Annotated in this window: 21 protein-coding genes; 8 read left to right on the top strand and 13 right to left on the bottom strand. The window is 73.7% G+C overall.

All coding sequences use genetic code 11. The features are described from left to right. On the bottom strand, window positions 1–193 hold a 193-nt coding region (locus tag F9B16_RS26940), incomplete at its 3' end, for an aldehyde dehydrogenase family protein (RefSeq protein ID WP_151542993.1). A gap of 166 nt (window positions 194–359) precedes the next feature. Here F9B16_RS26940 and F9B16_RS26935 point away from each other — a divergent pair. Continuing rightward, window positions 360–1541, top strand: coding sequence for an acyl-CoA dehydrogenase family protein (locus F9B16_RS26935; RefSeq protein ID WP_151542992.1), 1182 nt, complete (start codon window positions 360–362; stop codon window positions 1539–1541). Window positions 1542–1611: 70 nt separating this feature from the next. On the opposite strand, the gene F9B16_RS26930 is transcribed toward F9B16_RS26935, so the two are convergent. Continuing rightward, a complete protein-coding gene (locus tag F9B16_RS26930; RefSeq protein WP_151542991.1) occupies window positions 1612–3078 on the bottom strand; it encodes a class I adenylate-forming enzyme family protein in 1467 nt (488 codons plus the stop codon). A gap of 122 nt (window positions 3079–3200) precedes the next feature. On the opposite strand from F9B16_RS26930, the gene F9B16_RS26925 reads away from it, so the two are divergent. Next, window positions 3201–3635, top strand: coding sequence for an SRPBCC family protein (locus F9B16_RS26925; protein ID WP_151542990.1), 435 nt, complete (start codon window positions 3201–3203; stop codon window positions 3633–3635). A 58-nt stretch (window positions 3636–3693) separates the two neighbouring features. Here F9B16_RS26925 and F9B16_RS26920 read toward each other — a convergent pair whose 3' ends face one another. The 3 genes from F9B16_RS26920 to F9B16_RS26910 all read right to left on the bottom strand — a co-directional run bounded on the left by F9B16_RS26920 (window position 3694) and on the right by F9B16_RS26910 (window position 6347). Further along, window positions 3694–4551 (bottom strand): enoyl-CoA hydratase/isomerase family protein, encoded by an 858-nt coding sequence (locus F9B16_RS26920; RefSeq protein ID WP_151542989.1) that lies wholly within the window; start codon window positions 4549–4551, stop codon window positions 3694–3696. Further along, entirely contained in the window at window positions 4548–5522 is a 975-nt protein-coding gene (locus F9B16_RS26915) for an alpha/beta hydrolase (protein WP_151542988.1), read from the bottom strand. The genes F9B16_RS26920 and F9B16_RS26915 overlap by 4 nt, the downstream gene beginning before the upstream one ends. 75 nt (window positions 5523–5597) lie before the next feature. Next, complete coding sequence (locus F9B16_RS26910) at window positions 5598–6347, bottom strand: gamma-glutamyl-gamma-aminobutyrate hydrolase family protein (RefSeq protein ID WP_151542987.1); 750 nt, start codon at window positions 6345–6347, stop codon at window positions 5598–5600. A 672-nt stretch (window positions 6348–7019) separates the two neighbouring features. On the opposite strand from F9B16_RS26910, the gene F9B16_RS26905 reads away from it, so the two are divergent. After that, entirely contained in the window at window positions 7020–8132 is a 1113-nt protein-coding gene (locus F9B16_RS26905) for a globin domain-containing protein (RefSeq protein ID WP_225991972.1), read from the top strand. Window positions 8133–8164: 32 nt separating this feature from the next. Here F9B16_RS26905 and F9B16_RS26900 read toward each other — a convergent pair whose 3' ends face one another. Further along, window positions 8165–8965 carry a helix-turn-helix domain-containing protein gene (locus F9B16_RS26900; RefSeq protein WP_151542996.1) on the bottom strand — a complete coding sequence of 267 codons (801 nt, stop codon included), beginning with the start codon at window positions 8963–8965 and terminating at the stop codon, window positions 8165–8167. Window positions 8966–9390: 425 nt separating this feature from the next. After that, window positions 9391–10008 carry a hypothetical protein gene (locus F9B16_RS52915; protein WP_225991971.1) on the bottom strand — a complete coding sequence of 206 codons (618 nt, stop codon included), beginning with the start codon at window positions 10006–10008 and terminating at the stop codon, window positions 9391–9393. Window positions 10009–10194: 186 nt separating this feature from the next. Here F9B16_RS52915 and F9B16_RS26890 point away from each other — a divergent pair, with 186 nt between their 5' ends. The 4 genes from F9B16_RS26890 (at window position 10195) to F9B16_RS26875 (ending at window position 15158) form a co-directional block, all read left to right on the top strand. After that, window positions 10195–11550, top strand: a complete 1356-nt coding sequence (locus F9B16_RS26890) for a sensor histidine kinase (protein ID WP_151542985.1) — start codon at window positions 10195–10197, stop codon at window positions 11548–11550. 379 nt (window positions 11551–11929) lie between these two features. Then, window positions 11930–12841 carry an alkaline phosphatase family protein gene (locus F9B16_RS26885; protein WP_225991970.1) on the top strand — a complete coding sequence of 304 codons (912 nt, stop codon included), beginning with the start codon at window positions 11930–11932 and terminating at the stop codon, window positions 12839–12841. Window positions 12842–12912: 71 nt separating this feature from the next. Beyond that, window positions 12913–14178, top strand: coding sequence for an MFS transporter (locus F9B16_RS26880; RefSeq protein ID WP_151542984.1), 1266 nt, complete (start codon window positions 12913–12915; stop codon window positions 14176–14178). Then, a complete protein-coding gene (locus tag F9B16_RS26875) occupies window positions 14175–15158 on the top strand; it encodes a TolB family protein (RefSeq protein ID WP_151542983.1) in 984 nt (327 codons plus the stop codon). The genes F9B16_RS26880 and F9B16_RS26875 overlap by 4 nt, the downstream gene beginning before the upstream one ends. A gap of 24 nt (window positions 15159–15182) precedes the next feature. On the opposite strand, the gene F9B16_RS26870 is transcribed toward F9B16_RS26875, so the two are convergent. The 6 genes from F9B16_RS26870 to F9B16_RS52910 all read right to left on the bottom strand — a co-directional run bounded on the left by F9B16_RS26870 (window position 15183) and on the right by F9B16_RS52910 (window position 19597). Beyond that, window positions 15183–15650 carry an NAD(+) diphosphatase gene (locus F9B16_RS26870; protein ID WP_151542982.1) on the bottom strand — a complete coding sequence of 156 codons (468 nt, stop codon included), beginning with the start codon at window positions 15648–15650 and terminating at the stop codon, window positions 15183–15185. Between the two features lie 340 nt (window positions 15651–15990). Further along, window positions 15991–16668 carry a hypothetical protein gene (locus F9B16_RS26865; RefSeq protein ID WP_151542981.1) on the bottom strand — a complete coding sequence of 226 codons (678 nt, stop codon included), beginning with the start codon at window positions 16666–16668 and terminating at the stop codon, window positions 15991–15993. 151 nt (window positions 16669–16819) lie between these two features. After that, a complete protein-coding gene (locus F9B16_RS26860; protein WP_151542980.1) occupies window positions 16820–17632 on the bottom strand; it encodes a maleylpyruvate isomerase family mycothiol-dependent enzyme in 813 nt (270 codons plus the stop codon). Beyond that, on the bottom strand, window positions 17629–18336 hold the full coding sequence (locus F9B16_RS26855) for a mycothiol-dependent nitroreductase Rv2466c family protein (RefSeq protein WP_151542979.1): 708 nt from the start codon (window positions 18334–18336) through the stop codon (window positions 17629–17631). The genes F9B16_RS26860 and F9B16_RS26855 overlap by 4 nt, the downstream gene beginning before the upstream one ends. Further along, on the bottom strand, window positions 18333–18956 hold the full coding sequence (locus F9B16_RS26850) for a TetR/AcrR family transcriptional regulator (RefSeq protein ID WP_151542978.1): 624 nt from the start codon (window positions 18954–18956) through the stop codon (window positions 18333–18335). The genes F9B16_RS26855 and F9B16_RS26850 overlap by 4 nt, the downstream gene beginning before the upstream one ends. A 5-nt stretch (window positions 18957–18961) precedes the next feature. Next, window positions 18962–19597, bottom strand: coding sequence for a hypothetical protein (locus F9B16_RS52910; protein ID WP_225991969.1), 636 nt, complete (start codon window positions 19595–19597; stop codon window positions 18962–18964). A 48-nt stretch (window positions 19598–19645) separates the two neighbouring features. On the opposite strand from F9B16_RS52910, the gene F9B16_RS26840 reads away from it, so the two are divergent. After that, the gene (locus tag F9B16_RS26840) at window positions 19646–21487 is read left to right on the top strand and encodes a glycoside hydrolase family 2 TIM barrel-domain containing protein (RefSeq protein ID WP_225991968.1); all 1842 of its coding nucleotides are present in this window, start codon (window positions 19646–19648) and stop codon (window positions 21485–21487) included. Window positions 21488–21489 lie beyond the last annotated feature (2 nt).

Raw genomic sequence — 21489 nt, 5'->3', positions numbered from 1 at the left:
CGGGCGCGCTCGCGGCCCAGCCGGGCGCCGCCCGGGTCGCGGCGGCCACCGCGGCCGCGACGTCCACGGCCGTGCCGACGGGCACCTCCCCCACCGGTTCGCCGGTCGCCGGGTCGGTCACCGTGAACGCGCCGTCCCCGCCGCCGCGGCTCCACCGCGCGCCCGCCAGCGTCCACCTGTCGCCTGGCCGCATCCCGTGCACCTCCTGCCGTCACGAAGACCCCGACCGCCGTTGACTACCCGGAGATCGGCGCTTCAATGACGGCGGGATCCGCGTCAGCGCGGCGGGGACCTGCGTCAGTGCTCACTTACTGGATCGGCTACGGTGGAGCCCAGCACGAGAGTCGAGGGAGGCGCGGGTGGACTTCGATCTGCCGGAGAACGCGGCCGCGGTGCGCGAGGGCGTGCTGGCGATCGCCGGGAAGTACGACCAGGAGTACTGGAGCCGCTGCGACGCCGACAAGCGGTGGCCGGAGGAGGTCTGGCGGGAGCTGGTCCAGGGCGGCTGGCACAGCCTGGCGATCCCCGAGGAGCACGGCGGCGCGGGCCAGGGCCTGCTGGAGCTGGCGGTGGCGCTGGAGGCGCTCGCCGAGGGCGGCGCGGGCGGCGCCGCCTCGTTCATGTACCTGCTCACCCCGGCGTTCGGCGGGCTGACCATCGCCCGGCACGGCACCGAGGAGCAGAAGCGCGCGTTCCTGCCGCGGATCGCGGCGGGCGAGATCGAGACCTGCTTCGCGATCACCGAGCCGGACGCGGGCAGCAACGCGATGAACATCTCCACGCAGGCCCGCCGCGACGGCGACGGCTTCGTGGTGAACGGCCAGAAGATCTGGATCTCCGGGGTGGAGCGCGCCGACTACCTGGTGCTCGTCACGCGGACGATCCCGGCGGCCGAGGCGAAGCCCCGCACGAACGGCTTCACCGTCCTGCTGGTGGACATCAAGCAGGCCGTCACCGACGGCACGCTGACCTACCGGCCGATCCCGAAGCTCGGCACCAACACCGTCGCGTCCAGCATGGTGTTCCTGGACGGCGTGCGCGTCCCCGCCGACCACGTCCTCGGGGAGGTCGACCAGGGCTTCGCCGTCCTGTGGGACATCCTCAACCCCGAGCGGATCCTCGCCGCCGCGGGCGGCGTCGGGTCCGGCGGCCTGGTGCTGAAGATCGCCTGCGACTACGCCACCGACCGCGCGCCGTTCGGCAAGCCGATCGGGTCGAACCAGGGCATCGCCTTCCCGCTCGCCCGGATCAAGGCGCAGCTGGAGCTGGCGCGGCTGATGACCTACAAGGCGGCGTGGCTGTGGGACCAGGGCCGCCCGTGCGGCTCGGAGGCCAACATCGCCAAGCTCACCGCGGCCGACGCCGCCTGGCAGGCCGCCGACCGCGCCTTCCAGACCCACGGCGGCATGGCGTACTCGCTGGAGTACCCGGTCGCCCGGATGTTCCGCGACGCCCGCATCGCCAAGAACATCCCGGTCGCCGAGGAACTCGTCCTGGCCCACATCGCCCAGCACGAGCTCGGCCTCCCGCGCTCCTACTGACCGCCGCCTCGCGGCGAGTCGCCGTCATGAGGCGCCTCACGACGGCGACTCGCCGCGAGTGAACGCGGTTCTAGGCGCCTTCGGTGAGGCGGACGGAGCGCTCCGGGTCGTGCGCGGCGCGCAGGTCGCGCTTGAGGATCTTGCCGGAGTGGTTGCGCGGCAGCGCGTCGACCAGCTCGTACCAGCGGGGCCGCTTGAACCCGCCGAGGTGGGCGCGGCAGTGCGCGTCCAGGTCGGCGGGCGTCGTCCCGGCCCGGACGACGACGAGCGCCTTGACCGCCTCGCCCCACCGGGCGTCCGGGACGCCGATCACCGCGGCGTCCAGCACGCCCGGATGCCGGACGAGCACCTGCTCGACCTCGGCGGAGTACACGTTCTCGCCGCCGCTGCGGACCATGTCCTTGGCGCGGTCGACGAAGTGGAAGTAGCCGTCGGCGTCGCGGCGCATCAGGTCGCCGGTGCGCAGCCAGCCGCCGTCCATCGGGTCCGGCAGCCCCGCGTACCCGGCCATCACGCTCGCGCCGCGCAGGAGAAGCTCGCCGACCTCGCCGGGCTCGTCGGCGCCGTCCAGCGCCAGGTCGAACGGCGGCAGCGGCAGGCCGACGGTCCCGGGGCGCTCCAGCTCGTCGTCCAGCGTGGTGATCGTGACGAAGTTGCCCGCCTCGGTCGACCCGTACACGCCCCGGTACCCGATGCCGAGGTCGCGGAGCTCCTCCAGGGTGCGCGCGCGCTCGGTGCCGGCCATACCGAACACCAGCCGCAGCGTTCCGGGCGCGGCGGCGGGATGGCGCAGCGCCCGTCCCGTGCCGGTGGGGAAGATCGCGACCGTGACGCCGTGCCCGGCGACGAGCGGCCACAGCACGTCGGGCGACGCGCCCGGCGGGAGCACCACCGTCCCGCCGACCGCCAGATGCCCGAGCGCGGCGCCGTATCCGGCGACGTGGAACAGCGGCAGCGCGCCGAGGAGGCGGTCGGCGCCGGTGATGCCGAAGGCGTGCACGGCGTTGGCGGTGGCGGCGACCCATCCCTGGTTGGTGAGCAGGCAGCCCTTCGGCCGGCCGGTGGTGCCGGACGTGTAGAGCTGGATGATCGGCGCGTCCGGGGCCGGAAGCGGCAAATCGTTCGGCGGCGCCTCGCCGAGGGCCCGGTCGAGCTCGGGGCCGATCGTCCAGTGGGTCAGGTCGAGCAGCCCGGACGCGCGGGCGAGGTCCGCGAGCGCCGGGTGGACGACCGCGTGCCGCGCCGCCGCGTCCGCGACCTGGAACCGGATCTCCGCCGGGGCCAGCCGGACGTTCAGCGGCACCACGACCGCGCCGATCAGCGACGCGCCGAACGCGGTCTCGATCGCCTCCGGGACGTTCACGGTCAGCAGCGCGATCCGGTCGCCTGCCCGCACTCCCGCGGCGGCGAGCAGCCCGGCCCACCGCTCGACGCGGGCGTGCAGGTCGCGGTAGGTGCGGGCGCGGCCGTCCCAGACGAACGCGGTCCGGTCGGGCCAGAGCGCTGCGCCGCGATGGGCGAGGTCACCGAGGAGCATGCCCCCGATCCTTCCGAACCGCGTTCGGATCGGTCAACATCCGGGCCCGTCCCGCTGTTGCCGAGATCACATCCGCCGGGCCAGCATGGGGGCAGCATCCCCCGCAGCGCCGAGGAGGACCGATGCCGAGGTCGTACGCCAGCGCCGTGATCGACGCCACCGCCGACGAGGTCTGGGCCTACCTGCGCGACTTCGGGAACCTCGCCGACTGGATGCCCGGCCTGCAGACGAGCGTGATCGAGGACGGCGGCCCCGGCGACCGCGTCGGCTGCGTCCGCCGGGTCTGGGGGCACGGCGACTCGGTGTTCCGCGAGCGGCTCGCCGGGCTGGACGACGCCGAGCGCAGCTACTGGTACCAGGTCCTCGAGGCGCCGCTGCCGATCCGCGCCGCCAGCGCCCGCCTGCGCGTGGCCCCCGTGACCGGTACCGGGCAGGCGTTCGTCGAATGGTGGGGCGAGTTCGCCGCGGACGCCGGCGACGAGGAGGCCATGGGCAAGACGCTGTCGCACGGCATCTACGCCACCGGCCTGGACGCCCTCGCCAGGCGCTTCTCCTGACGCCCCGTGGCGCGCCCCGGTAGCGGGCGGTCAGCCGAACCGCGTCAGCCGAACCGCGTCAGCCGAACCGCGGCGGGCGCTTCTCCCGGATCGCCGCGACGCCCTCCCGCACGTCGGGGCCGGTGAACCCGAAGAACTCCATGGCCAGCGACGCGTCGAACGTCGGGCCGGCGAGCCGCAGCCAGTTGTTCAGCGCGTGCTTGGTGAACGAGATCGCCTCGGCGGGCCCGGCGGCGAGCCGCCCGGCGATGTCCAGCGCGCGTTCGTGCACCTCGCCGTCGTCCACGCACACCGACACGAGCCCGATCCGCTCGGCCTCCTCGCCGGTGAGGACGTCGTTCAGCAGCAGGTAGTACTTCGCCTTCGCCATCCCGCACAGCAGCGGCCAGATGATCGCGGAGTGGTCGCCCGCCGCGACGCCGAGCCGGACGTGCCCGTCGATGATCTTCGCGGTGCGCCCCGCGACGGAGATGTCCGACAGCATCGCCACCGCCAGCCCCGCGCCGACCGCGGGCCCCTGGATCGCGCTGACCACCGGCTTGGAGCAGTTCAGCACGTTCATCACGATGTCGCGGGCCTCGCGCATGATGCGGCGCCGCGACGCGTGGTCGCCCATCATCTCCTCGATCATGGACATGTCGCCGCCCGCGGAGAACGCCGTGCCCTCGCCGCGCACCAGCACCGCGCGGACCGCGTCGTCGGCGTCGGCGTCCCGCCAGACCTCCGCCAGCTCCCGGTGCCCGACCGTGTCGAGGGCGTTCAGCTTCCCCGGCGTGCTCATCGTGACGCGCAGCACGCCCTCCGCCGCCCAGTCCAGCTTCAGCCGCACGTACTTCCCGTACACCGGGTCGTTCTCTTGCACCGGGTCCTTCTCTTGCACTGCGTCCTTCTCTTGCACCGCGTCCGCGTCGCTCATGCCGCACTGCCCTCCGCCGCTTGATCGCCGAATGCCGCGCGCAATCGTCGCACAGCGAAGTCCATCGCCTCGGCACCGGCGTCGAAGATCTCCGGCAGCAGGAAGAACGAGTGCACGACGCCGTCGAACCGGCGCGCCTCCACCGGCACCCCGGCCGCGGCGAGGCGCCGCGCGTACGCCTCGCCCTCGTCGCGCAGGATGTCGCACTCGGCGGTGATCACGGTCGCGGGCGCGGCGCCGGCGAGGTCGGGCGCGCGCAGCGGCGCCAGCCGGGGGTCGGCGGGGTCGGCGCCGTCCCGGTACAGGTCCATGAACCGGGCGAGCGTCGCGGCGTCCAGCCCGTACCCGGTGCCGTACTCGCGCCAGCTCGGGGTGTCCATCGCGGTGTCGGTCACCGGGTAGACGAGCAGCTGGTGGGCCAGGGGCAGGCCGCGGTCGCGGGCCTGGAGCGCGACGGCGGCGGCCAGGTTCCCGCCCGCGCTGTCGCCGCCGACGGCGAGCGCGCCGGGCGCCACGCCGTAGCGGGCCGGTTCGCGGGCGACGGCCGCCACGACCGCCCAGGCGTCGTCGACCGCCGCCGGGAACGGGTTCTCCGGCGCGAGCCGGTAGCCGACGTTCAGCACCGCGCATCCGGCGCCCGCCGCGAGGTCGCGGCACGCGGCGTCGACGTTGTCGACGCCGCCGAGCACCCAGCCGCCGCCGTGCAGGTAGACCAGGGCGGGCAGCGGGCCGCGCTCCAGCGGCTCGGGACGGTACAGCCGCACCGTGACGGGACCTCCCGGGCCCCGGACGGCCAGGTCCTCGACGTGCGGAAGCTCGCGCCGGACGACCGGGAACACCTCGCCGATCCTGCGCCGCATCTCCTCGATCGCGGGCCCGGCGTCCACCTCGACCGGCGGCGCGCCCTCCGGCGGCGCCGTCCAGGCGGACAGCAGCTCCAGGAAGCTCACGGTCTGCGGATGCAAGGGCATGCGGCGGCCTCCGGGGGGCGATCTGCGCGGAATCTACCGCTTCGCCTTCCCCGGTACGCGGGGATCAATCCCCGGTCAGCGGCCGGCGGCCTCGGCCACCAGCGCCTCGAAGAGCCGCTTGTCGTCGCCGTCCTCGGGGTGCCACTGCACGCCCAGGCCGAACCGGTGGCCCTGCAGCTCCACGGCCTCGACGACCTGGTCCTCCGCCCAGGCCACCGCCGACAGGCCCTTGCCGAGGCGGCTCACCGCCTGGTGGTGGTAGGTGGGCACGTCCGCGGCGTCACCGAGGATCTTGCCGACGGCGCTGGTCGCGCTGATCTGCACCCGGTGGGTGCCGATCTTCCCGACCTCGGGTGCGTGCGCCTTGTGCCCCACGGCCTCCGGCAGGTGCTGGACGAGCGCTCCCCCGCGCGCCACGTTGAGCACCTGCATGCCCCGGCAGATCGCCAGGAACGGCAGGTCGGCGTCCACCGCGGCCCGCGCGAGCGCGAGCTCGAACCGGTCGCGCTGCGGCTGCGGCGGTCCCGTCTCGGCGTGCCGCTCGGCGCCGTACAGCTCCGGGTCGAGGTCGCCGCCACCCGCGAGGACGAGCCCGTCCAGCCGGGAGACCAGCGCGGCGAGCCCGCGCAGGCTGCCGGTCGGCGGGACCATGACGGGGACGCCGCCGGCCCGCTCGACCGACCGCACGTACGACGCCGGGAGCAGCGCGGCCTCGCGGACCCAGACGCCCCAGCGGGCCGGCTCCTCGTAGGTGGTGATGCCGATGAGCGGCGGCGCGCCTCCCCCTGCGGCGGGGCCCGGAGCCCCTCGGATCGCCTCTGACATGCGCGGATTCCCCTCTGCTGAGCACTGGCCACGGGTCGGCTACCGATATGGAGCGATTCACCACTGTTGCGTGCACATCATGGCGCATCGCCCGCCCCCGCGGACCGTCCCGCCCCCGGCCTTTCTCCGCAAAGCTAGCCGCACGGCCCCGATCCGCGCAGGCCGAAGCCCCGAGCCCGGTTCGGGCCCGCGACCTGGACGATCTTGGTCTCGCGGCCCGGAGCGCCCGCCCCCGGAGCACCCGCCCCGTCCGGCGGACCGCCTCCGGAGAACATCCATTACCGAACCGGCAGATCTTCTACCAGGGTGGAGATCCGTCCACCGCTCCCGGCCGCTCCGCTTACGCCGCCACCGTCCGGGTCCCGACCGGTCCGTCGGCGAACATCAGCGTTTCCGGAACGGGTGCCAATGCGGCCGATCTTCCCGGACGAATCCAGTACCGTCCAGTATTCGCCCTATTTGTCGCGATTACTGTGATCACAGGGAATTGAAAATCGGTTACATACCGTGACAACACGGAGTGTCCGGACGGCGCCACCTTGAGGACCTGGGAATTTCGATGCGAGAATCTCACCTAGCCGGGCACCGCGGAGCGCCGAAGGCGCCGAACCGCCGGCGGCCCCGGCCTCCATCCGCCGAGGGGGCGTGCTTGCCATGTCAACGGAACCCCGAATGCTCAAGGAGAGCTTCACCCGCCTCGAAACCCGCTCCGACAAGGCCGTCGGCTATTTCTACGGCCGCCTTTTCGCCGCGAATCCGCGGCTGCGCGCGCTGTTCCCGATCGCGCTGGACGCCCAGCGCGACCGCTTCTTCCACGCGCTCACCCGCATCGTCTGGAGCCAGGACAACCCGGACGAGCTGGCCTCCTACCTGGGCCGTCTCGGCCGCGACCACCGCCGGTACGGGGTGACGGCCGAGCACTACGCCGCGGTCGAGGACGCCCTCCTCGCCACCCTGCGGGTCTTCGCCCGCGACGTGTGGAGCCCGCGCGCGGAGGAGGCGTGGACCGAGGCGTACCGGTCCGCGGCCGCGGCGATGAGCGAGGCGGCCGAACGGGACGCCGGCGGCGCCCCGCCCTGGTGGGCGGCCGAGGTCGTCGAGCACGACCGCCGCGCCGACGACCTCGCCGTCCTCACCCTCAGCCCCGAGCGCCCGCTGCCGTTCGCGTCCGGCCAGTACGTGACCGTGCAGACCTCCCGCTGGCCGCGCGTCTGGCGGCCCTACTCCATCGCCAACGCGCCCCGCTCGGACGGCCGGCTCCGGCTGCACGTGCGGGCCCGCCCCGGCGGCTGGGTGAGCGGCGCGCTGGTGCGCGACACCGGGACCGGCGACACCGTCCTGCTCGGGCCCGCCACCGGCACCATGACCCTCGACCCGGACTCCGGCCGCGACCTGCTGCTCGTCGCCGGCGGCACCGGCCTCGCCCCCGTCAAGGCGCTGGCCGAGCAGGCCGTCGCGGCCGGCCGGCGGCGCGACGTCCGGCTCCTGGTCGGCGCCCGCACCGAACGCGACCTGTACGACCTCTCCGACCTGCGCCTGCTGGAGTCCGCCTATCCGTGGGTGCGGGTCCTGCCCGTCCTGTCCGACGAACCGGACTTCCGCGGCCTGCGCGGCACGCCCGCCGACGTCCTCGCGGACCTGGACGGCTGGGACGGCGGCTGGGCCGACCGCGACGCCTACGTCGCCGGCCCCGTCCCGATGGTGCGCACGACGGTCGCCGCGCTCCAGCGGCTCGGGATGCCGCTGGAACGCGTCCACCACGACCTGCTGAAAGCCGAGGAGTGAGGGCCGGTGGCCCGCCGCCCCGGGACGGCGGGTCACCAGCCGGCGCGCTCCTTCAGGAACGCGGTGGTCGCCTCGTCCGCCGGGTAGAACGACTCGATCGCCAGCTCGGCGACGGTGATGTCCACGGGCGTCCCGAACGTCGCGATCGTGCTGAAGAAGGACAGCTCCCGGCCGTCGACCCGCATCCGCAGCGGGACGAAGACGTCGTGGTCCGCGGGCGGGGCCATCGCCTCCCCCACGTCCCCCGGGAAGCTCCGCAGCTCCTGGTAGAGCTGCGTCAGCGCGGCGTCGGCGGTCAGCGCGACATGGCGCCGCACCCGGTCGATCATGTGGGCGCGCCACTCCGCCAGGTTGAGGATGTTCTTCGCCATCCCGTCGGGATGCATGCTGAGCCGCAGCACGTTCAGCGGCGGCTCCAGCAGTTCCGCGGGCGCGCCCTCCATGAAGAACTGCGCCGCGGAGTTGGCGTCGATCAGGTTCCAGAAGCGGTCCACGACCACGGCCGGGTACGGTTCGTGGCCGTCCAGCACCTGCCGCAGCGCCGCGCGGACGGAGTCCATCCGCGGCTCCTCGATCGGCGTCTCGTCGAACACCGGCGCGTACCCGGCGGCGACCAGCAGCAGGTTCCGGTCCCGCAGCGGCACGTCCAGGTGCTCGGCGAGCCGCAGCACCATGTCGCGGCTCGGCGCCGACCGGCCCGTCTCCACGAAGCTCAGGTGCCGGGTCGACACGTCCGCCTCCGACGCCAGCTCCAGCTGGCTCAGCCTCCGCCGCTGCCGCCATGCGCGCAGCTGCTCTCCGATGGGTCGCACGTCGCTCAACGCCGTCGTCATTGTCGTCACGCCCCGACGCTACCGACCCCGACGTCATCCCGCCGATTACCTCCGAGGTAGGGCTCAAGGGAACCGCACCCGATCGCCCGCTCGCCCACGGATCACCAGCCCGATCAGCGGCTGGGCCAAGGCCGCCTGGACGGTCTTCGGGTGGCCGGGCCTGAACGAACCGGCCGCGAAGGCCGTCGCGGACCTCTTCAAGATCGGTTCGATCTCCGGATCGCTGACGGTGCTCGGGATCTGCCTCGCCCAGCCCCCGACGCGGCGGCCACCGCTCGCACGCTGCCTCACCCTCGCGGCCAGGAAGCCACGGGCACCGGGAGCGAGCCGGCCGCCGAACGTGGCGTCGGGGCCACAGCGCCCGATACAAGCGGGACCCCATCGCCTGCGCCGGCGGGCCCGTTCCGGCAGTGAGCGGTGCGGGTTCAGTCCTCGGCCTCGCCGGCGTCTCCGGCCATCCAGCGGTCCAGCTTCTCGAGGCCGCTGCGCATGTCAAAGGAGGGCTGCTCGGCGGCCGCCTGTCGCCGGGCCTGCCGATACAGCTCCGCCGGCGAGACCGCGGAACCCCGTTCCGCCTCCGGGCCCGGCTCGTCTGCCGAGTCCGACACGTGGCTTTGCACCGGGCGTTCCGACTCACCTCGCGCCCGCCCCTTGGCGGAGTCTCTGGTGCCGATCGGCGGTGCCGTGCGCGTTCGACGCCGTGCACCCGCCCGCGAGGGACGCCTGCGACGGACGCCGAGCACGTTGTCGATCTCCGCGGCGGTCAAGGGCCCGTCGGCCGCCGCCACCGCCGAGAGCACCTCGGCGTAGAGCTCGGTCTCATCGAGCGCCGCCCGATCATGGACGCGGAGGTCGAGGTCCTTCGGTAGACCAGGGCCGCGGAACGGGGTTTCACCGCCTCCGTCGCGTGCCGCGATCGACGCCGGCGGTGCCGTTCCCGCGGCCCGGAACAGGCGCTTCCGGCGCCGATCCGGTCTTTCCCGCCGCCACGTTCCTCTCTTCCCCCCCGGCAACGGGCACGCGGGCACCGGAAAGAAGATCAAAGCTGGGCGAACCATTGCCGGGGCCGCGCACGGAGGCGCCGCGGAGTCGGCGAGACTGGCCCTTGTCGGCAGCGCGCGACGAGGTTTCGGGAGGCCGCCATTCTCGACCGGGCGCGCCGGGCCGTTCGGGGCTCGAAAGGCGCGATCTCGCGGGCCAGGCTGCGTCACACGAAGATCCAGTTCCGGGTGACGCTGGTGGCCGTCGCGACCGCGCTGCTGCTCTCCACGGCGCTGTACGCGGCCCTCCTGGCGATCATGAGAAGCCAGGCGCAGACCGACCTGCTGCAGCACCTGGCGCACCAGGGCCGCCGGGTCGTCGCGGCGGCCGACGCCGGACGCCTGGACGCCTACCCGTTCTCGTCCACCCGGACACTGCAGCAGGTGGTGGACCAGAACGGACGCGTCGTCGCCGCCACGCCCGGGATGCAGGGCCGGCCTCCGGTCCCGATCCCGCACCCGAATCCCGTGGACGACCGTCTGACCACCCGTGCCTGCGGCATCGACGTTCCGGGAGGCTCCTGCTTCACCATCGTGGAGTTCCGCGTCCGGAACGACACCCAGACGTTGTACGTCCTGACGCTGGCGCCGGAGGTGCCGCTCGTGGCGCGTCCGGCCGCGGCCGCCTTCCTCGGCCTCCTCATCCCGCTCACCGCCGCCTTCGCGGGCTGGGGCGCCTGGGCCACCGCGAGCCGCGCCCTGCGGCCGGCGGCCGCGATCCGCCGCGAGCTGGACGAGATCACCGCGACCGACCTCGGACGGCGGGTTCCGGTGGAGCCCCGCGACGACGAGGTGACCAAGCTCGCGACCAGCATCAACGCCACGCTCGACCGGCTCGAACGGGCCGTCGCCCGGCAGCGGGCCTTCGTCTCCGACGTCTCCCACGAGCTGCGCAGCCCCCTGACGGGCCTGCGCGTGGAACTCGAGTTCGCCCTGACCGAGCCCGACGACGCCGACCTGCACCAGGCCCTCCAGGGGGTGCTGAGCAACACCGACCGGCTCGGCGCGGTGGTGGCCGACCTGCTGGCCCTGGCGCGGCTGGACGCCGGGAAGGGCTTCCCGCGCGAGGAGATCGACCTGGCCGAGCTGGCCGAGCAGGAGATCCGGCGCCGCCCGCGCCGCTCGCATTTCGACCTGATCCGCGACGGTCCGGTGAGGGTGGTCGGCGGCCCCAGCGAGCTGGCCCGGCTGCTCACCAACCTCATCGACAACGCCGACCGGCACGCGGCGGAGGCCGTCGCGGTCCGCGTCCACCACGCCCCCGCGACCGCGACCCGGTCCGCGGCGGCGGTGGTCGAGGTCGTCGACGACGGCGTCGGCGTCGCGGCCGAGGACCGGGAGCGGGTCTTCGAGCGGTTCACCCGGCTCGCCGACGCCCGGCACCGCGACGCCGGCGGCACCGGTCTCGGACTCGCCATCTCCCGGGACATCGCGGAGGCCCACCACGGCACGCTGACCGTCACCGGCCGCCTCGACGACCGCCCCGGAGCCCGCTTCGTCCTGCGCCTGCCCGTCCACGATCCGCCGCTGAGCCCGGCGCGCTGAGCACGCCGGGCCATCGCCCGGGCCGGAGCCCGGAAGGCCGCGTGGTCAGCGGGGCGACGGCACGATGGCGACCGTGCAGGGCGCGTGCTGGAGCATCGTCGAGCTGGTCGCTCCGAGGAGCAGCTGAGGCCGTTGAGCCCTGTCCGGTTCCCTCATCCCCAACGCATCTCCCCAGTTGGGCGGCAGTACTCCTCGATCACTCGGTCTCGGTTCGCATCAAGCGGACGTCCGAAACGGCGTGCCGTTCATCGATCGTTGAGGAAGGCGCCTCCGGGCCGCCCCACGATCGTCCCGGCGCCGAGGAGCGCGGGTGGCATCTTTCGGTCGCCGGGCTCGCCCCCGATCGCCCGGCAGCGGACGCATTCGCAGGAGGCCCCCCGTGCCCGAACGAAACGCCCACTTCCGTGTCCCATGGCCGGCGCCGCGCCGGCCGCTGCCGATCGTGCTCGCCGCCGCCCTCACCGCGGTGGTGTGCGCGATCGCCCTGACCGTGACGAGCGCGCGGCGCGCGGCGCACGCCGCCACCGTCCCCACGCCGGACCACGTCGTCGTGGCGATCTTCGAGAACCACTCGTACTCGCAGGTCATCGGCTCCTCCAGCGCGCCCTACTTCACCTCGCTGGCGAACGGCGGCGCCAACCTCACCAACTTCTACGCCGAGACGCACCCGAGCCAGCCGAACTATTTCGCGCTGTTCTCCGGCAGCACGCAGGGCACCACCGACGACACCTGCCCGCCGCCCGGATCCCCGTACAACAAGGCGAACCTCGGCGCCGAGGTCCGCACCGCCGGCCGGACCTTCGGAAGCTACAACGAGGGCCTGCCGTCCGAGGGGTCCACGGTGTGCAGCAGCAGCTCGGGCAAGTACGCCCGCAAGCACAACCCATGGTTCTCCTTCAGCAACCTGCCGGCGTCCACGGGCCACACGTTCGCGCAATGGCCCACCGACTACACCACGCTGCCGACGGTGTCGTTCGTCGTGCCGAACCTGTGCAACGACATGCACGACTGCTCGGTCAGCACCGGTGACACGTGGCTGAAGAGCAAGCTCGACGGCTACGCCCAGTGGGCCAAGACCCACAACAGCGTCCTCATCGTCACCTTCGACGAGGACAACGGCCTCGCCGGCAACCGGATCCCGGCGGTCGTGTACGGCGCCCACGTCAAGACCGGCGCGGACGCCACCCAGTACAACCACTACAACCTGCTCCGCACCATCGAGGACATGTACGGCACCACCCACGCCGGGAACGCGGCTTCGGCCTCCCCCATCACCGCGATCTGGCAGTGACGACCACGGTCCCGGGGGCGTCGCGAACGCGCGACGCCCCCGGGCCGCGGCTCCCCGCGAGGAGGGTTCGCATGTACCTGTCCGCAGGCCGCGTCGCCGACGCGGCCGGAGGCGTCGCGCGGCGGGACGCGGGACGGCGCGCGCTGCGGCTCGTGGCGCCCAACGTCGTCGCGCTCGGCGCCGTCAGCCTGATCACCGACGTGTCGGCGGAGATGGTGACCGCCGTCCTGCCCCTCTACCTCGTGGCCGGGCTCGGCCTGTCGCCGCTGGCGTTCGGGTTCGTGGACGGCCTGTACGGCGGCGCCGGCGCGCTCGTCCGGCTCGCGGGCGGGCACCTGGCGGACCGCCGCGCCCGGCACAAGCTCGTCGCCGGCGCCGGGTACGCGCTGTCGGCGCTGGCCAAGCCGGCGCTGATGGCCGCGGGGTCGGTGCCCGCGGTCGCGGCCGTGCTGGTCGCCGACCGGGTCGGCAAGGGGGTGCGGACGGCGCCCCGCGACGCGCTCATCTCGCTGTCCAGCCCGCCGGGCGCGCAGGGCCGCGCGTTCGGGCTGCACCGCGCCATGGACACCACGGGCGCGCTGCTCGGCCCGCTGGTCGCCTTCGCCGTGCTCAGCGCCGCCCACCAGGACTACGACCCGGTGTTCGTGGCGAGCACCTGCTTCGCGGTCCTCGGCCTGCTGGTGCTGTGGCTGTTCGTCCGCGACCGGGACGGGGCGGCGGGCGGCTCGGTGCGCGCCACGCTGACGGTGCTGCGCGGGGCTCGGTTCGCGCGGCTGTGCGCCTCGGCGGCCCTGCTCGGCGTCTCCACGGTGAGCGACTCGTTCGTCTATCTGCTGCTGCAGCGGGCGGTCGACCTGCCGGTCCGCTACTTCCCGCTGCTGCCGGTCGGAACGGCGGCGACGTACCTGCTGCTCGCCGTCCCGTTGGGCGTGGTCGCCGACCGGGCCGGACGCGGCCGCGTCTTCCTCGCCGGCCACGCCTTCCTGCTGCTGGTCTACGGGCTGCTGCTCTCCCCGCTCGGCGGTGCGGCACTGGTGGCGGGCTGCCTGGCCCTGCACGGGGCGTTCTACGCGGCGACCGACGGCGTCCTGATGGCGATCGCGGGGCCGCTGCTGCCCGAGGGCACGCGCGCCGGCGGGCTGGCGGTCCTGCAGACGGGCCAGGCGCTCGCCCGGTTCGGGGGCTCGCTGGCGTTCGGCGCCGCCTGGACGTGGTGGGGCCCGCATACCGCGCTGTGGGCGGGCGCGGTGTCGCTGGCGACGGCCGGGGCGTGCGCCGCGGCCCTGCTCGGCGCCCGGCGATCGGCCGGGCCGGACCGGCAGGAGGCGGAGGCGTGACGCTGCGGACCCGCCTGCTCATCGTGGTCGGCGCCGCCGTCCTGCTCGCCGTCGCCGCGACCGGCTACACCCTGCGCGCCGCCGCCCGGCACCCCGCGCACACCGGTGCGGGGGCGCGGATCGTCCTCGGTACGCCCGGGCAGATCGTCTTCCGCGACATGCGGATGGGCCCCGGGAAGGACCACCTGGCCGCCGTCGCGTCGGCGTCGCCCGGCGCCCCTCGCGCCGACAGCGGCCTGGTCTGCGCCCGCTTCCACGCCGCCGCCGGCACGGGGCTCTGCCTGCGCAACCGCCCCGGGCTGACGCCCTCCTACGAGGCAGTGGTGGTGGACGCGGCGCTCCGCGAACACCGCAGCTACGACGGCGCCGGCATCCCGTCCCGCACCCGCGTCTCCCCCAGCGGACGCATGGCCGCGTGGACGGTGTTCGTCAGCGGCGACTCCTACGGCGGCACGAACTTCTCCACGCGCACCAGCATCCTCGACACCCGCACCGGACACCTCGTCCCCTCCCTGGAGCAGTACCGCGTGATCAAGGACGGCGCGCCCTACCGGTCCGCGGACATCAACTTCTGGGGCGTCACCTTCGCCGACGACCAGCACTTCTACGCCACCCTCGCGACCCGCGGCAAGACCTGGCTCGTCGCGGGCGACACGGCGAAACGCCAGGTCAGGACCCTGCACCAGAACGTGGAATGCCCATCGCTGTCGCCCGACGGCACCCGCGTCGCCTACAAGAAGCGGGTCCGGTCCGCCGCAGGCGGCAACCCGTGGCGCCTCACCGTCCTCGACCTGCGGACCATGCGCGAAACCCCGCTGGCCGAGACCAGAAGCGTCGACGACCAGGCCGTATGGGTCGACGGCGGGCAGGTCGCCTACTCGCTGCCCGGCGACTACGGCTCCGACCTGTGGACCGTCCCCGCCGACGGCTCCGGCACCCCCCACCGGCTCATGACCGCCGCCCTGAATCCCGTCTTCTGACCCGCGCACGCTGCGCCGACCGCGCTACGGCCTCCACGCGGTGGCCAGGTGCTCGGTCTGGCAGTCGGCGCAGCGTCCGGACCAGCCGTAGGCCACGCTGGCGGCGGCCTCCACCGCCGTCATGGCCTCCCCGCACCACCGGCAGTGCCGCGCCGTGCCGCGCGCGACGGCGACCACGGGCATCTGGTCGGACGGCGGCCAGACCCGCAGCGCCATGGCGTCGCGCTCGTCACGTCCGGCCAGGTAGCCCGCGTCGATCAATGCCGCGGCGGCGCCTTCCACGGCGTCCGGCATCTCGGTCGGCCCATCGACGCGAACCGACACCAGGTAGGGATCCTCGCCCTCCACCACGACCACGGTGGACTCGCGCCGGAACGCGTTGCGCACCACGATGCGGATCTGCTCCGCCGCCCAGTCGCGCTCGTTCCGCAGCGGCCGTGCGTCGGCCGCGTACCCGAACTCCGGGCCCAGTTCCTGGACCGTCACCGCCACGCCTCACTACCTCTTTCACCGAGCCCCGGCCGGACGGCGAGATCGCATGCGACACGGACCCGCACATCTCCGACACGGACCCGCACATCTCGCCGGACGGCGTCCCAGAACCATGAACCGGCATTACCGAAACCTGATTCAGGAAAGACTCTACCGACAGGCCGGAAGCGCCTCCAGGGCGCCTTCGACACTGAACGCCCGCTCGGCACAGGGGTGGTGGTCTCGGCCTGGACTAGCCGACCCCGCCAGGGCACGGCGGTGCGGCGCCCCCGTAGGGGCGCCGCATCTAGGAAGATGTGTCACTGAGGGAGCGAGTGCCCGGAAGGGGCGACTCCCCGGTTCACCGCCGGCGCGGCAGGGTCGCGTGCCAGCGGTGCCCGTCGCCTCGCGAGGCCTCCTGGTCCTCGCGTGACGGCTGTGCCTGCCTCTCCCATTCGGGAGCGGCGGTGGATCCGCGGCCGGAGCGGTCCGCCTCGGGAACCGCGGTCCCCCTGCCAGAGCGCCCGGTTCCGGCCGCGCCGGCCGCGCCGGCGGTGCCGGCGGCGACCCCCGCGCGTTCGGCCTCCGCGCGCCGCGCCTCTCGCACGCCGACCACGAGGAAGCGTCCCAGCGCCGTCGCGGCCAGCAGGATGGTGATGGCGCCGAGCCCCTCGAAGAAGGACAGGTGTTCGGCGATCTGGCGCGTCTGGCCGCCGAGCGCGCGCCCGGGGCCCCCGCCCCACAGCGGCGCGATCGTCGTGCCCACGACGAACCACAGGCCGCCCGCGATGGCCAGCCAGGAACCGACGATGGCGACGGAACGGGCGGCGCTGATCAGCAGGATCAGCCCGCCCAGCATGACGGCGATCGCCGGGAGGATGGACAGCCACAGCCGGTCGGAGGTGTAGTGCCAGGTGGCCGTCGACCCGAACCCGAAGGTGAAGTAGGGGCCGATGAACGGTATGAGCCCGCCCCACAGCGCCAGGAGCACCAGCAGCAGCCCGTTGATCATCCCCCGGCTGCGCGGCGCCTTCAGCATGCCGGACATGGGAGTCCGCGGAGCATGCGTCGTCCTAGTCATGGTCGTCCCTCCCTGACTAGGTTGAAATGTCCTATTTGTGCGCTGTACCCGAGTCGGCCGCGAGCAATCCGCTGACCAGGAACGATTCGGCGTGCGCGGGCCGCGGCCCTCAGATGGTGAAGGCCAAATTGTCGAGGATCCGGCGGCCCAGCTCGCCGTCACCGGCGACCTCCACGGCGTCGTGCGCGGTGGTACGGCCGCCGCAGAGACGCAGGAACAGCGTCGAAGGCAGGCGCAGTGCCGTCGTCGGGGTTCCTCCCCCGCCGTCGACCAGCCGCGCGCGGCCGTCGACCTCGACCGTCAGGGCGCGCCGGACCGGTCCGGTGAGGTCGAAGCGGACGGTGCTGCCGTCCGGCGCCGCGGCGCGCTTGCCGACGACGTACCCCAGTGCGCGGGCCGCCTCGTCGATCGCGGCATCGGCGGCCGCGCCCTCCTCGTTCCCGGGAGCCTCGACGGCGGCGCGGACGTCCTGCTCGTGCATGTAGCAGTCGTAGATCCTGATCTGCATGAACCGCCCGTAGGTCGCCTGGCCCGCGGGCGTCCAGCTCGGGGCGTCGAAGTCGGCCTCGGACATCCCCGCGAGCATCCCGGCGCGGCGGGCGGTGACGTCGCGGAACCGCGCCAGCATCGCGGCGGGCTCCTCGTCGCGCAGCGCCGTGACCCACTGCTCGTTCACCGCCGCGATGTCGTTGCGGACGTGCGGCAGCGCCGTCACGTCGGCGCCGGTCTCGGGCACGGGCTCGCCCGCGAGCATCGACTCGGTCCCGATCAGGTGGGCCACGACGTCGGTCACCCGCCAGCCCGGCAGGCAGGTCGGCCGCGTCCAGTCCGCGCCGGCGAGGCCGGTGAGCAGCCGGTCGAGCGCCGCCCACTCCCCGACGAGCACGTCGATCACGTGTTTCCGGTCCGCGTCCCGGCTCATGCCGCACCGCCCTTCCTGGCGTCCTCGGGGATCTCGATCACTTGGCCGCGGTCGATGCTGACCCAGTCGCGGCCGCTGAGGTAGGGCTGGAGCGCCCGGTGGATGCGCCGCCGTTCCGCGGCGCCCTTCGGCCGCTGGATCTCGTAGAGGTCGGGGAACTCCAGCATCCCGGTGACGGTCTCCCAGAGCCGCACGGCGCGGTCGCCGGCGGGCGGGTCGATCAGCACCGGCCCGAACAGGCACTGGCCGTCCGGGAAGAACAGGGTCGGCACGCCGAAGCCGCCGGCGTCGACCACCCGCCGGTGGTCGGCCCGGACGTCGTCGTGCGTGCCGGGATCGGCCAGGGCCTCATCCAGCGCCGAGGCGCCGAAGCCGAGCTCGTCGAGCAGCCGCCGCGCAACGGCGGGATCGTGCGGCCTGCCGCCGCGCACGTGCAGCTCGGCGCCGATCGCGCCGTACCAGGCGTCGAGCGCCGCCATGTCGCGGCGCCGCAGCAGCGCGCCGATCCGCATCAGCGACCAGCCGTACGACCACGGCCGCTCCCACGGGTGCTTCTTGCCCTCGGCGCGGTTGACCTCCTCCAGGCTGAAGAACCGCCAGGCGACCTCGATCCCGGTCCGGTCGCGCACCTCGCGCAGCCAGACCGAGGTCGCGTAGGCGAACGGGCACATCGGGTCGAAATGGAAGTCCACGGCTTCGGTCATGCGCGCTCCCGGAGGTTGGCGGCGATCACCTGGTGCAGGGCCCGGGGGATCTGCGACGCGTCCGACCGGCCCGTCTTGGCCAGCAGGATCATGCCCTGGAACTGCGCCACCAGGATCGTGGCCAGCAGGTCCGGGTCGACGCCGTCGCGCAGCGCGCCCCGGTCAGCCGCCGCGCGGCACAGCACGGCGAGGCGCCGCTCCCACCCGGCGAAGACCGCGGCGAGATGCGCGCGGAGGCCGTCCTCGGTGGTCGCCAGCTCGGCGGCGAGGTTCCCGAACGGGCAGCCGACCACCCGTCCGAACCGTGCCTCGAAACCCGCCTGGATCTCCCCCACCGCGTCGGCCATCGCGTGCAGCCGCGCGGCCGCCTCGGCGGCGCCGTCGGAGGCGGGCGAGGCTCCGGCGGCCTGGTCCAGGCGCGCCCACAACGCGGCGGCGTGGTGGTCGATCACCGCCTTGGCCAGGTCGGACTTGGCCGGGAAGAAGTGGTAGAAGCTGCCGCGCCGCACGTCGGCGGCCGCGCACAGCTCCTCCACCCCCACCGACTGGTAGCTGCGGGTCAGGAACAGGCGCGCGGCACTCCTCACCAGCCGCTCGCGCGCGTCGCTCGTCCGGGGCACGCCCCTCACCCTCGCGGATAGTTGACCGGTCCGTCAAGAACGAAGAACCGGTCGGCGAACAGCTCCCACTGGGCGAGGAAGCCGATGCCGGGGTCGCGCAGCCAGTGGAGCTGCAGGCCGTCGAGGAAGGACAGCAGCTCCACGGCGGCCAGGCCGGGCCGGGGGTGCCACGAGAGCAGGTAGCGCTCGAACATGGCGCGCCCCTCTTCCAGCCGCGCCTGGAAGTAGGCGTGCGCGGGATGCGCGGGGTTGAGCGCCTCGGCGGCGAGGACGGCGTACAGCTGCAGGATCGAGCGCTGGATGAGGTTGCGCCGGACGAAGGCCGTCATGGTCGCCCGCGCGGCGGCCGGGTCGCGCGCGGGCTCCAGGGTGCCGGCGACGGTGACGAGGTCGAGGTCGTCGCGGCGTTCGAGGACCGCGATGAGCAGGGCGTCTACCGCAAGGTCTTCTCCGTCCCGCCCGCGGACCGGGGCAAGCGGATCCTGCTGGAGTTCGAGGGCGTCTATCGGGACGCGACCGTGTAGGTCAACGGCGACTTCGCGGGCCAGCGCCCGTACGGCTACTCCCGCTTCCGCGTCGACGCCGGGCGCTTCCTGCGCTTCGGCGAGGACAACGAGGTCCGCGTCGAGGCCCGCACCCACCGGGACTCCCGCTGGTACACCGGCGCGGGGATCTACCGGGACACCTGGATGCTCACGGGCGGCCCGGTCCGGATCGCCCCCGACGGCCTGCGGGTGACCACCCCGGACATCGACCACGAGCGCGCGGTGGTGGAGGTGGCGGCCACGGTCGAGAACGACTCGGTCGAGATCCGCACCCTGGACGTGGTGGCCGGGATCCGCGACGCCGCCGGAGCCGTCGTCGCCTCCGACACCGTGAAGGTCACCGTGCTGCCCGGCGAGCCAGCGACCGTCCGGCGGCGCCTCTACGTCCCCGAACCCGCGCTGTGGAGCCCCGAGTCGCCCGCGCTGTACTCCTGCGAGGTCGCGCTCAGGCAGGACGGCGGCGAGGTGGACGCCGAGGCCACCGCCTTCGGCATCCGCTCGCTGCGGCTCGATCCCCGGTCTGGGCTGCGCGTCAACGGCGCGACCGTCGACCTGCGCGGCGCGTGCGTCCACCACGACAACGGGGTGCTGGGCGCGGCGACCCACGCCCGCGCCGAGGAGCGGCGGGTCCGGATCCTCAAGGACGCCGGGTTCAACGCCCTGCGCATGGCCCACCACCCGATGAGCCGCGCGATGCTCGACGCCTGCGACCGGCTCGGCATGCTGGTGATCGACGAGGCGTTCGACGTCTGGACCTCGTCCAAGAGCGACTTCGACTACAGCCTCAGCTTCCCCGAGTGGTGGGAGCGCGACATCGAGGCGATGGTCGCCAAGGACGTCAACCACCCCAGCGTTATCTGCTACTCCATCGGCAACGAGATCCCCGAGACCGGCACGCCCTCGGGAGCCGCGCTGGGCCGCAGGCTCGCCGAGAAGGTCCGCTCCCTGGACGGCACCCGCTACGTCACCAACGGGATCAACAACCTGCTGGCCGTCCTGCCGGACCTGGCGCGGGCGAGCCGTCCGACGCGGGAACCGGACGGCGCGGGCATCAACACCCTCATGGCCGACGCCGGGGACATGATGAACCTCGTCGCCGCCTCCGACCTGGTGACCGAGCGGACCGCCGAGTCCTACAGCATGCCTGACATCGCCGGCATGAACTACTCCGACAGCCGCTACGCCCTGGACCGCGACCTGTTCCCGAACCGGATCATCGTCGGCACCGAGACCTTCCCGACCCGCGTCGACACCACCTGGAGCCTGGTGAAGCGGCACGGGCGCGTCATCGGCGACTTCACCTGGACGGGCTGGGACTACCTCGGCGAGTGCGGCATCGGCCGTCCCCGCTACCGCCCGTCCGAACCCGGTCCCGGCCTCCTCGCCCCGTACCCGCACCTGCTCGCCGGGTGCGGCGACATCGACATCACCGGCCACCGGCGGCCCGCCTGCTACTACCGCGAGATCGTCTTCGGCCTGCGCGCCGCCCCCTACATCGCCGTCCAGCGCCCCGAGCACCAAGGACGGACCTGGGACGCGACGCCCTGGGCCTGGAGCGACGCGATCTCCGGTTGGACCTGGCCGGGGTTCGAAGCCAGGCCGGTGAGGGTCGAGGTCTACAGTTCCGCCGACGAGGTGGAACTCCTGGTCAACGGCCGTTCCCTGGGCCGGGAGCCCGCGGGTGGGGAGCACCGGTTCCGCGCCGAGTTCGACACGCTGTACCACCCCGGCGAACTCGTGGCCATCGCGTACCGGGACGGCGCCGAGACCGGGCGCCACGTCCTGCGCACGGCCGCCGGCCCGCTCCGGTTACGCGCCAAGCCCGACCGTCCGGTGATCACCGCCGCCGGCGGCGACCTGGCGTACGTCGCCCTCGCCCTGACCGACGCCGGCGGCACCGTCCGCGCCTCCGCCCCCGGCTGCGAGCCGGCCGAGGCCCTGATAACCGTGGCGAGCGAGCGGGACGACGCGTCGGCACCCGGCTGAGC

The sequence above is a fragment of the Actinomadura montaniterrae genome (genome assembly GCF_008923365.1).
GTDB classification, from domain to species: domain Bacteria; phylum Actinomycetota; class Actinomycetes; order Streptosporangiales; family Streptosporangiaceae; genus Spirillospora; species Spirillospora montaniterrae.
This window is presented reverse-complemented; position numbering and strand designations above follow the sequence as displayed.

Coding starts and splice junctions, on each gene's coding strand:
- F9B16_RS26865 (WP_151542981.1), bottom strand. CDS start 16,668: ATGCTGAAGGCGCCGCGCAGCCGGGGGATGATCAACGGGCTGCTGCTG.
- F9B16_RS26840 (WP_225991968.1), top strand. CDS start 19,646: ATGCTCACGGGCGGCCCGGTCCGGATCGCCCCCGACGGCCTGCGGGTG.
- F9B16_RS26930 (WP_151542991.1), bottom strand. CDS start 3,078: ATGCTCCTCGGTGACCTCGCCCATCGCGGCGCAGCGCTCTGGCCCGAC.
- F9B16_RS26855 (WP_151542979.1), bottom strand. CDS start 18,336: ATGACCGAAGCCGTGGACTTCCATTTCGACCCGATGTGCCCGTTCGCC.
- F9B16_RS26920 (WP_151542989.1), bottom strand. CDS start 4,551: ATGAGCGACGCGGACGCGGTGCAAGAGAAGGACGCAGTGCAAGAGAAG.
- F9B16_RS26860 (WP_151542980.1), bottom strand. CDS start 17,632: ATGAGCCGGGACGCGGACCGGAAACACGTGATCGACGTGCTCGTCGGG.
- F9B16_RS26925 (WP_151542990.1), top strand. CDS start 3,201: ATGCCGAGGTCGTACGCCAGCGCCGTGATCGACGCCACCGCCGACGAG.
- F9B16_RS26910 (WP_151542987.1), bottom strand. CDS start 6,347: ATGTCAGAGGCGATCCGAGGGGCTCCGGGCCCCGCCGCAGGGGGAGGC.
- F9B16_RS26900 (WP_151542996.1), bottom strand. CDS start 8,965: ATGACGACGGCGTTGAGCGACGTGCGACCCATCGGAGAGCAGCTGCGC.
- F9B16_RS26905 (WP_225991972.1), top strand. CDS start 7,020: ATGCTCAAGGAGAGCTTCACCCGCCTCGAAACCCGCTCCGACAAGGCC.
- F9B16_RS26880 (WP_151542984.1), top strand. CDS start 12,913: ATGTACCTGTCCGCAGGCCGCGTCGCCGACGCGGCCGGAGGCGTCGCG.
- F9B16_RS26915 (WP_151542988.1), bottom strand. CDS start 5,522: ATGCCCTTGCATCCGCAGACCGTGAGCTTCCTGGAGCTGCTGTCCGCC.